14 protein-coding genes are annotated in these 12,014 nt (G+C 45.3%); 3 read left to right on the plus strand and 11 right to left on the minus strand.

What is annotated here, in order from left to right:
• Positions 1-99: 99 nt before the first annotated feature.
• The gene (locus BLW54_RS14965) at positions 100-717 is read left to right on the plus strand and encodes a hypothetical protein (protein ID WP_074735535.1); all 618 of its coding nucleotides are present in this window, start codon (positions 100-102) and stop codon (positions 715-717) included.
• A 73-nt stretch (positions 718-790) separates the two neighbouring features.
• On the opposite strand, the gene BLW54_RS14970 is transcribed toward BLW54_RS14965, so the two are convergent.
• From BLW54_RS14970 to BLW54_RS15020, 10 genes are all read right to left on the minus strand, one after another.
• Complete coding sequence (locus BLW54_RS14970; protein ID WP_074735538.1) at positions 791-1,717, minus strand: nucleoside hydrolase; 927 nt, start codon at positions 1,715-1,717, stop codon at positions 791-793.
• A gap of 267 nt (positions 1,718-1,984) precedes the next feature.
• Positions 1,985-2,407, minus strand: a complete 423-nt coding sequence (fosB, locus tag BLW54_RS14975) for a metallothiol transferase FosB (RefSeq protein ID WP_035510507.1) — start codon at positions 2,405-2,407, stop codon at positions 1,985-1,987.
• Between the two features lie 25 nt (positions 2,408-2,432).
• On the minus strand, positions 2,433-2,936 hold the full coding sequence (locus BLW54_RS14980) for a GNAT family N-acetyltransferase (protein WP_035510506.1): 504 nt from the start codon (positions 2,934-2,936) through the stop codon (positions 2,433-2,435).
• A gap of 24 nt (positions 2,937-2,960) precedes the next feature.
• Positions 2,961-3,344, minus strand: a complete 384-nt coding sequence (locus BLW54_RS14985) for a VOC family protein (protein ID WP_074735540.1) — start codon at positions 3,342-3,344, stop codon at positions 2,961-2,963.
• Between the two features lie 297 nt (positions 3,345-3,641).
• Positions 3,642-4,568 (minus strand): ribose ABC transporter substrate-binding protein RbsB, encoded by a 927-nt coding sequence (gene rbsB, locus BLW54_RS14995; protein ID WP_074735543.1) that lies wholly within the window; start codon positions 4,566-4,568, stop codon positions 3,642-3,644.
• A gap of 10 nt (positions 4,569-4,578) precedes the next feature.
• Positions 4,579-5,535, minus strand: coding sequence for a ribose ABC transporter permease RbsC (rbsC, locus tag BLW54_RS15000; protein ID WP_051744199.1), 957 nt, complete (start codon positions 5,533-5,535; stop codon positions 4,579-4,581).
• Positions 5,528-7,018 (minus strand): sugar ABC transporter ATP-binding protein, encoded by a 1,491-nt coding sequence (locus BLW54_RS15005; RefSeq protein WP_074735551.1) that lies wholly within the window; start codon positions 7,016-7,018, stop codon positions 5,528-5,530. Before BLW54_RS15005 ends, rbsC begins: the two co-directional genes overlap by 8 nt.
• A 16-nt stretch (positions 7,019-7,034) precedes the next feature.
• The gene (gene rbsD / locus BLW54_RS15010) at positions 7,035-7,421 is read right to left on the minus strand and encodes a D-ribose pyranase (protein WP_035510498.1); all 387 of its coding nucleotides are present in this window, start codon (positions 7,419-7,421) and stop codon (positions 7,035-7,037) included.
• Positions 7,418-8,317, minus strand: coding sequence for a ribokinase (gene rbsK / locus BLW54_RS15015; RefSeq protein WP_074735553.1), 900 nt, complete (start codon positions 8,315-8,317; stop codon positions 7,418-7,420). The genes rbsD and rbsK overlap by 4 nt, the downstream gene beginning before the upstream one ends.
• A complete protein-coding gene (locus BLW54_RS15020) occupies positions 8,314-9,291 on the minus strand; it encodes a LacI family DNA-binding transcriptional regulator (RefSeq protein ID WP_074735555.1) in 978 nt (325 codons plus the stop codon). Before BLW54_RS15020 ends, rbsK begins: the two co-directional genes overlap by 4 nt.
• 201 nt (positions 9,292-9,492) lie before the next feature.
• On the opposite strand from BLW54_RS15020, the gene BLW54_RS15025 reads away from it, so the two are divergent.
• The gene (locus BLW54_RS15025; RefSeq protein WP_035510493.1) at positions 9,493-10,179 is read left to right on the plus strand and encodes an HAD family hydrolase; all 687 of its coding nucleotides are present in this window, start codon (positions 9,493-9,495) and stop codon (positions 10,177-10,179) included.
• A gap of 251 nt (positions 10,180-10,430) precedes the next feature.
• Here the strand turns inward: BLW54_RS15025 and BLW54_RS15030 are convergent, their stop codons facing one another.
• Entirely contained in the window at positions 10,431-11,306 is an 876-nt protein-coding gene (locus BLW54_RS15030; protein WP_074735557.1) for an aminoglycoside 6-adenylyltransferase, read from the minus strand.
• A 79-nt stretch (positions 11,307-11,385) separates the two neighbouring features.
• Here BLW54_RS15030 and BLW54_RS15035 point away from each other — a divergent pair, with 79 nt between their 5' ends.
• Positions 11,386-12,006, plus strand: a complete 621-nt coding sequence (locus BLW54_RS15035) for a phosphatase PAP2 family protein (protein ID WP_074735560.1) — start codon at positions 11,386-11,388, stop codon at positions 12,004-12,006.
• The last annotated feature ends 8 nt before the right edge of the window (positions 12,007-12,014 follow it).

Here is a 12,014-nt window from a genome sequence, read left to right on the forward strand (position 1 = left end):
CATACTCCCTAGGCGAATGACTCAACTTCTGGGTAAATGTACGCGAAACACACCGAGCTGAATAGAATGAAGAGACAATTTAAGGGAGGCGAATTTTTTATGTATCATTTTCATCCGCAGTTTCGTCAACAGAGCCCAATGGTCTGCTTTCCTAAGGAGCAGGGGCCACAAATGGAAGGTGGCATGGAAGGAACAGTTACAACGGAAGAGGATGAAGAAATGGATATCATCTGCTACCCATTACAAAACCTTCCAGGCGGGCAAGGGCAGATGGGTAATGGAACCCAGCAAGGCAATAACCAAGGAGGAGGGAATGGAAACCAGCAGAATGGTGGGCAACAGAATGGAGAGGGAGGAAACGGGACGATGCCCCAACTTCCGGAAATTCCCATACCTGGCCAAAACGGCGGGCAAAATGGAATGCCAGGCGGCGGTATGCCCCAATTCCCTTTTCCTGGGCAAGGCCAAGGGAATGGCCAAGGCGGCGGTATGCCTCAATTCCCTTTTCCTGGGCAGGGTCAAGGGAATGGCCAAGGCGGCATGATGCCCCAACTCCCTTTCCCGGGGCAGGGTCAAGGGAATGGCCAAGGCGGCATGATGCCCCAATTCCCTTTCCCAGGGCAGGGTCAAGGTAGTGGGCAAGGCGGAGGTCAAGGGCGCTGGCAGACAATAAGAGGTCCTTGGCAGATCACCCCGCAGAACCCATACCTTTGGTGAAACGTTAAAACACCTTTTCCTCATAACAAGTGCCCCCGCCGGCAGTTCCGTGCAGGCGAGGAGGCACTTCCCTTCATTCGGGTATCATCACTTTACGAAATTCGTGAATGAAGGCTTCATAATGAAGTTTCATGGCAATTCTTGTCTTTCCGGTTTTGCTTGTTGGGCGAATATCAATATAGGATTGTCCTTTGGCTTCTACCCCCTCAATAACATTGGCATCATAATATATGTAATCCACGATATTAGGACTTTCCAAAAGGATAATGGGCAGGAGATCATGGATCGGTGCGCCCGGAATACCAGGAAACTTCTCTTTATAAAAATTATAATAATACTCAAAGACGGGTTTCATCATAAACGCGTAGGTATTTTTTGTGTTCATCGAGATTTGATCTACGAGATCTGGAGTGATGATAGCAAATTGTGTAACATTTAATGGAGTAATGGTTAAATTATGGGCAAACTGAAGCACATAATTGGAGGATGTAGGATCTCCATAAAAATTGGCTTCCGCCAATGGGGTGACGTTCCCTGGAATAAAAAATGCCCCACCCATGACGTAAAAAGAATGAACCCATTTAATTTGATCTGAAAATAGGATAAAAGCAGTCGCCAAGCTTGTCGAACGGCCTGTATCCACGATAATGAGCTCCCCTCTGTACCTTTCCATAAGGAGCCGAATCGTATCAAAAGGATACATCTGATACTGAATATTTCCAGGTGGCTGTATGGGACCAATTCCTTCCTTTCCATGGATTTCAGGGTAAAACGTTACTTCCTCCTGGTGAACGGGAGAGGTGGCACCTGGAATAATGGGAATATCACTCCTGCCTGCTAACTGAAGCAAATAAGCAGCATTCGCGGTCGCCTGGTCTTTCGTCACATTCCCATAACCTGTGACAATGCCTACAAGATCGACATTCTGGGCCAGCATAATATACATAATCGCGAGCGAATCATCAATTCCAGGATCACAAAATAGCAGGATTTTTTTCATTTGACGGGCCCCCCTTTGTATCTTTATATTCCGCCCATCACGACATATACCCCTATTCCCATGTTTGATTAAAAAAGTTCACACCAACATCATTCCAAGCTCATGGTCAATACCCGTTTTCTCATCTATATCGAATCCCCGCTCCACTCCTGAAAAAAAGGCATGCCCCACTCCCCGCAAATAAATGCAGAGTGGAAACATCCCTTGTTTACTGAAAGTCCTGGGTAGCCTGTGTACCCCCTGTACATGTGAGAGCGTCCACCTTTTTTATCGAAAGAATTCCATATGAGGTTTGGCTTCCTTATAATAGTCCAACCGCTCCTGAAGCGTACCCGTGTGAAATTCAAACTTATGACCATCCGGATCCGTAAAATACACCGATGGTTTATCCCTTTTATCTCTTTTTCGCCCCGGGAGAATGTTGACATGATGATCTGTCAGCTTCTGATAGACCTCATCGAAATCGCGCTCGTCCACGGTGAAAGCCATATGGGTATAGGAGGCGGAAATTTCATTTCTCGGAATATCTTTTTCCTCGTTTAAAGCCAGCCACAAACCATTCCAGTCAAAATAAGCAGTCGTCCTCCCCTTCACAACTAACTCAGCACCGAAAATATCCTGATAAAATCGAATCGACGTTTCTAAATCGGACACAGAGAATAATAAATGGTTAATTCCATGAATGTTCACAAAGGCTCCCCATCCTTTCTAAAAATCACTCGGTTGAATATAGATCTACGGTTCTTCCATCGAGCATGATTTCTTTATTCCATCTCATCCCGACTTTCTTTGCAACCTTTTGTGAAGCTGTGTTTCCAGGCTGGATGAGTGCAACCAATCGTTTGTCATTCAAATGTTTTTTTCCCTGTTGTAAAAGGAAAGCAGCAGCTTCTGAAGCATACCCCTGTCCTATGAAAGCAGGGGAAAGCCAATAACCAACTTCGATTACCTCTTCCCTTTCAATGATTTGCGGCACCCATCCAGCATGACCGATTCTTTCCCCGTCGGATTTACGAACCAGCACCATCAGCCCAAGTTTTTCACCAGCTCGGTAAGTCCGGTAAATCCAATCCAAAAAATCTTTTGCTCCTTTCCTGTCTTTCGGCTTTCCGTCACCAATATATCGAACGGTTTCAGGATCCGTTAATAAAGAATAAAGAAATGGGAAATCCCCCTCTACATACCTCCGAAAATATAAGCGTTCCGTATGGAAATCCATCGTTCTCTCTCCTTCCATAAATCCTCACATGATCGGTTGATAGATTTCTAGAAGGTTGCCGTCAGGATCTCTGAAATGAGCCACTTTAATTCCCCAGTCCTTTTGCTCCACAGGCTCCGTAATAAAGGTCACTTTTTCTTTCCAACCTTCGTAAGCATGCTCTACATTATCTACTTTGAAAATCAGAGCAACCCTGTCCTCCCGTCTTTCCGCGGTTGTATAGGGTCTCCCGATCGCCTCGACCATCTGCCTTCGCTCGAAAATCCCCAACGTGATCCCTTGAAATGTAAAATCACAGTAATTGGAATCCTCATTCCCCCACGTCACTTTAAACCCAAGGACATCCTTGTAAAAGGAATAGCATTCTTTGTAATTGTCGACAAGCAGCCGTGTATGTGTCAGTTCCACCCTTAACCATCCTTTCGTTTTTTAAATAAACGCAATCCCATGCTTCCGCCTCTTCCCTATCCCATAATCCAACGGAAACCGATTAGTTGTTATCGAGAATCTGTTCTCCTTTAAAAAGGTTGAAAAAATTCCTACCATTTCCATCATAAAACAGACACCGTCCCTTTTTCCACGTTTTTTCATAACGAACGGAAGCCTTAGACACCTCTCCCGGATTGATCCTTCGTCTCTCCGTCTCCCTTGCCTGAATGATACAACAAAAAAGAGACCCATCCTATGGAGTCTCTTTCTGTCTATTTATTCACTAGTATCCTCTGTCATCATCTTCAGCGGCACTGGAATGGAATCTTGAACTTCCTCTCCCTGGAGCACATCCGCTCCTGCCTGAACAGCGAGCTCTCCGATTTTTTCTGGCTGCTGAGCGACTGTTGCGGAGAGATTTCCTTCTTTTATACTGTTGAGGGCGTCTTCATTGCCATCAAAACCAATGACAAGAATATCCTTACCTGAACTTTGAATGGCCTGATAGGCCCCCAGCGCCATTTCATCATTATGGGCAAACACAGCTTCAACATCAGGGTTCCCCTGCAGAATGTTCTCCATGGTATTCAAGCCTTCCGTCCGATCAAAATTCGCTGTTTGTTTGGCAATGACATCAAGCTGTTCATCGGCAATGTTATGGAACCCGGCACCGCGCTCACGGGTCGCAGAGGCTCCTGGTACACCTTCCAATTCTGCCACTTTCGCTCCTTCACCAAGCTGATCAACAAGATACTGCCCGGCCATTTCGCCACCTTTTTCATTATCAGAGCTGACAAGTGTGGCTACTTCTCCTTTGTCAGCCGAGCGGTCTAAAGTGACAACAGGAATGCCAAGGCTGTTGGCGGATTGTACAGCCGTTGAAATCGCGGAAGAGTCTGTCGGGTTAATTAACAGGGCATCCACCCCCTGCTGAATCAAGTCTTCGACATCGTTGATTTGTTTCGCTGCATCATTCTGTGCATCAACCACGATCACTTCCATACCCTGAGCCTCAGCTTCTTTCTCCACCCCTTCTTTAATCGAAACGAAGAACGGATTATTCAATGTCGATACCGACAATCCTAGTTTAATATCATCCGGGCTTTTATCCCCAGAAGGCTTGGCCCATTCCGGCGGCTGCAAGGAACAGGCGCCAAGGAATACCAGCGATACACTCATTAGTAAGACGAATAGTTTCCTCATGATTTCCCTCCTAAGCTGCTTTCTTCCGATCAATAAGAACAGCGATGATAATGACGACACCCTTGACGACCATTTGGAAGAAGGATGAAACACCAAGTAAATTCAATCCATTGTTCAACGTGCCGATAATTAAAGCTCCGATTAATGTTCCGATGATCAAACCACGTCCACCGGAGAGACTTGTCCCGCCAAGGACTACAGCCGCAATCGCATCCAGTTCGTAGGACGTTCCAGCTGTCGGTTGGGCGGAATTTAAACGTGAAGTTAAAATGGCACCTGCAAGTGCAGATAAAAGTCCTGCAAGAGAATACACCATCACTTTAATACGGGAGACTTTAATTCCGGAAATAAGCGCGGCTTTTTCATTTCCACCGATCGCATACGTTTTTCGTCCAAATGGAGTCTTATGCAAAATAACCCAAAGCACAGCGAAAGCGAGTAACATCGTAACAGCCGGGACCGGAATCCCTAAGAAATACCCTCTTCCAAAAAGTTGGAAGGCGTAACTGTCGCCAAGACCAGTGATCGGGTTTCCATCTGTGTACACGAGCGTAAGTCCACGGAACATCGTCATCGTTGCTAGTGTTGCAATGAAAGGAGCCATTTTTCCTTTTGTAATTAAGAGTCCGTTCACCATACCCATAACAGCCCCGAGCAAACAGCCGATTAAAATGGCCAAAATCGGGTCGATACCTGAAACCATCATCCCAGCCATAAGAGCACTGGAGAGAGCAAGAATCGATCCGACAGATAAATCAATTCCACCGGTTAGAATAACGAAGGTCATACCATAGGCGATGAGAGCATTAATAGCTACCTGTCTTAATAGATTTAATAAGTTCAAAGGTTCGAGAAAACTTGGATTAATAATCGAAACGGTTGCCATCAGAACAAGCAATCCAACGAACGGTCCTAACTTCTGCATGAGATTTCCTATTTGAGTTGTACTTTTGATTGCATTAATCATTGACTTGACCTCCTGTTGCCAGTGTCATAATTTTTTCTTGATCGGCTTCTTCTTTGCTGAGTTCTCCCGCAATGGTTCCTTCGTGGACAACAAGTACGCGGTCACTCATCCCCAATATTTCCGGAAGTTCAGAAGAAACCATGATGATGGCCACCCCACGATCGGTCAATTCGTTCATCAGTTGATAAATTTCCCGCTTTGCTCCAACATCGACCCCTCGTGTCGGTTCATCAAGAATGAGAACTTTTGGACCGATCCCAATCCATTTGGCGATAACGACCTTCTGCTGATTTCCTCCTGATAGATTCTTAGCTTCTGTCAATGCGGATTCCGTTTTAATCGTCAGCCGTTTAATCAAAAGATCGACAAATTCATGCTCGCGTTTTTCCCCGATCCATCCTTTGTTCGTAAAGCTGTGTAAGCTAGGAAGAGCGATGTTATCTTTGATAGGAAAATCAAGCACTAACCCTTCTTCTTTCCGATCTTCGGTGATAAAACCAAGTCCTAACTTCACGGCCTGACTGGGGTTTTTCACCGTAACGTTCTCCCCATTGATCATGATCTCGCCTTCATAGCTTCCATCAAGACCGAAAAGGGTGCGCATGATTTCCGTTCGGCCTGCCCCCATCAAACCGGAAACGCCGACAATCTCACCTTCTCGGACTTCAAAGCTGACATTCTCGAACACACCCTTACGTGTAAGGTTCTTCACTTGAAGCATCGACGCTCCTGGCTTTGCGTCACGGTTGGGAAACCTATCCGTCAGTTCACGACCGACCATTTTACGAACCACCTCATCAAAGCTGGTCTCAGGAATCGGCATCGTATCTACCGTCCTTCCATCACGCATGACAGTAATCGTATCGCATATCGCGAAAATTTCTTCCATTCGATGAGAAATGTAAACAATCGAGACGCCTTCTTGTTTCAATGAACGTATAACAGCAAATAATTTTTCAATTTCACGCTCGGTCAGGGCAGCGGTAGGCTCGTCCATGATAATGACTTTCGCATCTGTCATTAAAGCTTTGGCAATTTCAATCATCTGCTGTTCCCCTACCGAACATTGTCCGGCCTCTTTGGATAACGGAATGGAAATCGACAGCTTTTCAAATTGCTCATTCGCAATCGCTTTCATTTTATTTGTTTGAATAATCCCGAAATGTGTAACCGGTTCCTTATTAATAAATAAGTTTTCCAGGACGGTCATCTCCGGCCATATATTCAATTCCTGATGGATAAAAGCAACGCCGAATTCTTCCGCATGTTTAGGGTTATCAAACGTTGTTTCCTGACCATCGATCTGTACGAATCCTTTATCCTTTTTGTGAAGGCCTGTCAGAATATTCATCAATGTAGATTTCCCTGCTCCGTTTTCCCCCATCAGGGCATGGACTTCTCCATCTTTAATCTCTATGTCAACACCTTCAAGAACCTTGTTCTTGCCGAAGGCTTTATGAATATTGGTCATACGGATCTGCATTTCTATTCACCTCGCTTTAAAAAGTTACGCCCGCATGAAGGATACAGTTCGCATACGGCGTGATTTCTCCTGTCCGAATGACGGCTCTGGCATGTTTCACCTCTGCTTTTAATGATTCATGCGGCAGATATTCCACTTTATTAAAAAGGGTCTGTAAACCCTGATGGACCTGTTCGTTTTGGTGTATTTCCTCGGCTGCCGTCACGTTTTCCACAGCCATTTCTTCTCGAAGAACATGAACAACATCCAAGAATGAAGGCACTCCTTCTCTCAAAGAAAGATCGATTTTATGCACATGTCCAGGGACCGGCAAGCCTGCATCAGCCACTACTATCGTATCGGTGTGGCCGAGATCGGCAAGGACTTTCGTTATAGAACTGTTCAACATCCCATGTCGTTTCATTTCCTCATCTCCTCTTCTACTTCCTGTCTTGTCGGCATCCCGCCCTGAGCCCCAAAACCTGTCACAGATAGAGAAGCAGCACGGTTGGCGAACCGAAGACTCTCCTTCATTCCATGACCTTCCGCCATTGCTGTTCCAAAAGCTGCATTGAATGTATCCCCTGCTCCCGTCGTATCTACGGCTTTTACCGGAAAGGACGGCACTAGAACCTCTTTTGCTCCGTCAAAATAACGTACACCTGCCGCTCCCTCTGTGATGAACAATTTGTTTGGATATTTCTTTAAAGCTTCTTTAGGATCCACACCTGGAAATAATAGCGCGGCTTCGTGTTGGTTTGGTGTCAAATAAGCCACCTGATCAACAATCGTGCCAGATACTTTTCTCGCAGGGGCAGGATTCAAGAGGAGTGGAACCCCTAACTGCTTACAGATGGCGGCTGCTTCCTCTACTGTCTCTTCAGGTACTTCCTGTTGAATCATAACAAGATCGCATTCAGCCAGAAGGGACTGAGTTTTTTTCACATACGCAGGGGTGACGAAATCATTCGCCCCTTTCACGACCACAATACTGTTATCCTCCTCCGCCAGAATAATGTGCGCGGTCCCACTCTTTTGATGTGTAACCGGTTCCACATAATCGGTATGAACACCTTTTCGTTTAAAATTATCCAAGATTTGCTCACCATAGGGGTCATCCCCCACGCAGCCAATCATATACACGTCTGCTCCCAGCTTAGCCGCAGCTACAGCCTGATTGGCCCCTTTGCCGCCGGGAACCGTTTCAAACATTTCCCCAAGAACCGTTTCCCCAGCCTGCGGGCGTTTTTTTGATGTTACAACTAAATCCATAGATGAACTGCCTATAACGGCTATCTTCGGTTTCCTCAATCCACTCATTCCTTTCGGGTCGTCTTTCTTTCTACTAATTCAACAGGCAGTTGAACTGTCCGTTCGACTCCTGATTCTTTTTTGATCGTTTTAAGCAGGAGTTGAGCCGCTTCCCGCCCCATTTCATAAGCAGGTTGGCGGATTGTCGATAAAGTCGGGTAAGACAATCGGCTTTGTGGAATATCATCATAGCCGATGATTTGTAATTCATCCGGGATCTTTTTGCCACGCTTTAATGCTTCATGAATGATGGCAATGCCCACGATATCATTACTCGCGATAACACCGTCTGTATCCACATATTTATCGAACAGCTCCTCTGCCCAACCTTGTGCTTCTTCAAATGAATAAGAAGTGGTTGAAAGTACTGAAAAATCGACATCTGCTTCACTTAAAGCTCCAATGGCTCCTTGAAAACGTTCCTGAGCCGGTTTGACATGGGCTGGTCCTTTGACTAACGTAATCCGTTCAGCGCCTTTGTCAATCAGCGTTTGCGCCGCAAGTCTCCCCCCTTTTCGTCCATCCGCATAGACGGCAGGGTACTCCTCAGAAGTACGGTCCAATAGAACCAGCGGAAGGTTCAATGCCTCATAGATATCATAATCCACATGATTGGTAGCTGTGATAATACCCATCACATTGTTCTGTACAAATGTTTGAATGTAATCCAACTCTTTTTCCACGTTCTCATCACTATTCCCGAGCAACAGACGGAATCCCGACCGACTGAGCTCATCCTCCACCCCTCTTGCCAGCTGAGGGAAGAATGGGTTCGTAATATCAGGAAGGAGCAGTCCGATGATGCGGGACTCTCGCTTATAAAGTGACCGCGCCACTTCATTCGGACTATAATTCAATTCAGCAATAGATTTCATTACTTTTTTTCTCGTATCGGCTCCCACATAGCCATTATTATTCAAAACCCTTGAAACAGTAGCTACGGAAACCCCTGCTTCCTGGGCGACATCCTTAATCGTTACCATGCTTTCACTCCCGCCTTGTGTAACCGGTTACACATAACTTAACACAACTTGTAATCGCTTGCAATATATCCATTCATTTTTCTATATTGGAATTTATTTTCCCCATACTCTCTGGGGACTGAGCCGTAGTTCTATTCATTCGTCAGATATTTTTACAAAATATGCTACGATAGACACAAACAGGTAAAGGGAGAGAAGCATATGTCACAATCACTCATTTTTGATATGGATGGAACGTTATTTCAAACCGAGCGGATCCTGGAGATTTCTTTAGAAGACACCTTTGAGCACCTAAGGACTCAAGGACAATGGAAAGGAGAAACACCCCTTCAAACCTATCGCGAGATTATGGGGGTTCCTTTGCCTACCGTGTGGGAAACACTACTGCCTGACCATCCCCCCAACTGGAGAAAAGAGGCGGACAATTATTTCCTAGGAAAACTAGTCGCGAATATTAAGATAGGGAAAGGGGCTCTTTATCCAGGTGTGCAGGATGTCTTCGAATATTTAAAACAAGAGGGTTATTCTATTTACATTGCAAGTAATGGCCTGACAGAATATTTACAAGCGATCGTCGATCATTATCAACTGGACCGCTGGGTTACAGAAACGTTCAGCATTCAACAAATCGACTCCTTCGATAAAGCGGATTTAGTGCAAACCGTTAAGGAAAAATACACCTTTCACCATGGAGCTGTGATCGGTGACCGTCGTTCGGATATCAACGCCGCAAATAAAAATCATTTCATTTCCATTGGCTGTCGCTTTGATTTCGCCCAGGAGGAAGAACTTGCAGAAGCTGATTATGTCATCGATGATTTTTTTGAACTGAAAACCTTACTTCCTGACATCAAGCACGAGCCCTCATCGTCCCCTATACATAAATAAAAAAGCCAGCGCCTCCCCCTCAAGTTTTCACGCGTCATTCCGCTCTGTAACGATGAACGCTCGGTAGATTCCCGAGGGGGCGTAAGGCGCTTATGCTTTTTTTATCGCAGGGACGATACATATATAAGGTGTTTTTAAGGAGATGTATGGGTGAAATACAAAAATAGAAGTCGAAGAAAAGCGTGAAGCTATCGTTAATGATCTACGAACAGAGATCATTAACGATAGGATAAGAAACCGCCCTAAATCTGTTAAAAGATCTCCTCTGCGTTAGGCGGCAATTGTCTCACCTGCTTCAGATAGACCCTCATGTTTTGATCATCCTCGATTCGATAAACATAAGAAAATTCCCTAGCAACCGCCCGTGCCAATTCCCTGAATAAATCACCAGCTGTGAACAATGCCTCCCATACCTGCTCAGGTGAGGCGCTTGCATATGTGCTTTTATACAGCGACCAATACTCCGCAGGAAGATAATGTTTGAAATAGTTCCCTGCTTTCCCAGTCGACACACTAAAGTCTGTCTTCGTACCGATCCACCAATCCACCATTTGATTCAAGTCTCGGCGTATTACACGTTCCATCATAAACAAAGCATAGGGGACTTCATCCCGCCAAAGGCTTTTCGCTACATTCTGTTGACACCACCAAAAGTTGTTGCAGCATGCTTTGTAGGTCCCATCAGACGGTTTTTGTACGTGATAATCCTCATCCGTCGGGACAGGAAGCGGCGGCAGACAGCCGTCCTTATCCATCAAAGGTTTCGTGAGCTTATCTACTCCGTAATTTTCTTGCATGTGAGCTCTCTTTTCTATATGTAAGTCGATACGATTCCCATCCGCGAATAACATTAAATATCCATAAAAATCAGGATCCTCCAATCGAGTACCTTGGTCATTTTTATCGGGTTCCTGCAGCATTAGTCTCTCCCCGAAGACACCCAACCAACGGGTGTCTTTTAAAAAGGAATCCGTTTCAGTGACAACATAGACCATATCATAATCCTGGAAAATATCTTTGGTTACATGGGGATTTGTCTTCGATCCATTCATATAAACAGCGCGAATTCGCTCATCCTTATTGGCGACAGATAATAGTAAGTCCATCATTTCCTGTTCATTTCTCATTCTTCCTTCTCCCTTCCGTCCTTTAGAATAGAAGGCCCTCCACTCGAAATAATAAAAGAAAACCCTAAAGGAGGTTCCTATGAAAAGGCAGCCTATTCTCCCATTTTTCCTGATAAACCTCCTGCTTTTCCTATTCCTAGCCTGGTCCGTGCAATCCACACAATCCTTTGTCCATGTTCTTGACCAATGGGGGATGAATACGCTCACAGCCGCCTCTGAAAGCTCCCTTACAAAGATGTCGAGCGCTTTTACTCAGTTGGGGAGTTATAATATTTGTCTAACCTTTGGTTTCATTCTATCCTTATGGGCAATCCAAAAAGAAAATCATTGGCTTAGTTTCTGTATTCTTGCCGGTTCAGCTTCCACACGGCTAATCAGTGTCTACCTCAAGGGGGCTATTGACAGGGATCGTCCACCTATGGAAACATACACCTCTTTTCATGGGGCTGCTTTTCCAAGTGGCCATGCCCTATACGCTCTATTTATTTATGGGATGATAGTTCTCCTGCTTTCTCTATTTGCGAAAAAACGGATACTGTGTATATCCATGACCAGTCTAGCCGTTGCCATAATCATCCTCATCGGTTGGAGCAGGGTCTACTTAGGCGCCCATTACCTGACAGATGTAATGGGCGGATGGTTCATCGGTGGAGCATGGCTTAGTTTTATCTGGTTTGTCGGTACCCTTCGTCAGAAGTAGGGGGCTTT

The sequence above is a fragment of the Halobacillus karajensis genome (genome assembly GCF_900108515.1).
In the GTDB taxonomy this organism is placed as follows: Bacteria; Bacillota; Bacilli; order Bacillales; family Halobacillaceae; genus Halobacillus; species Halobacillus karajensis.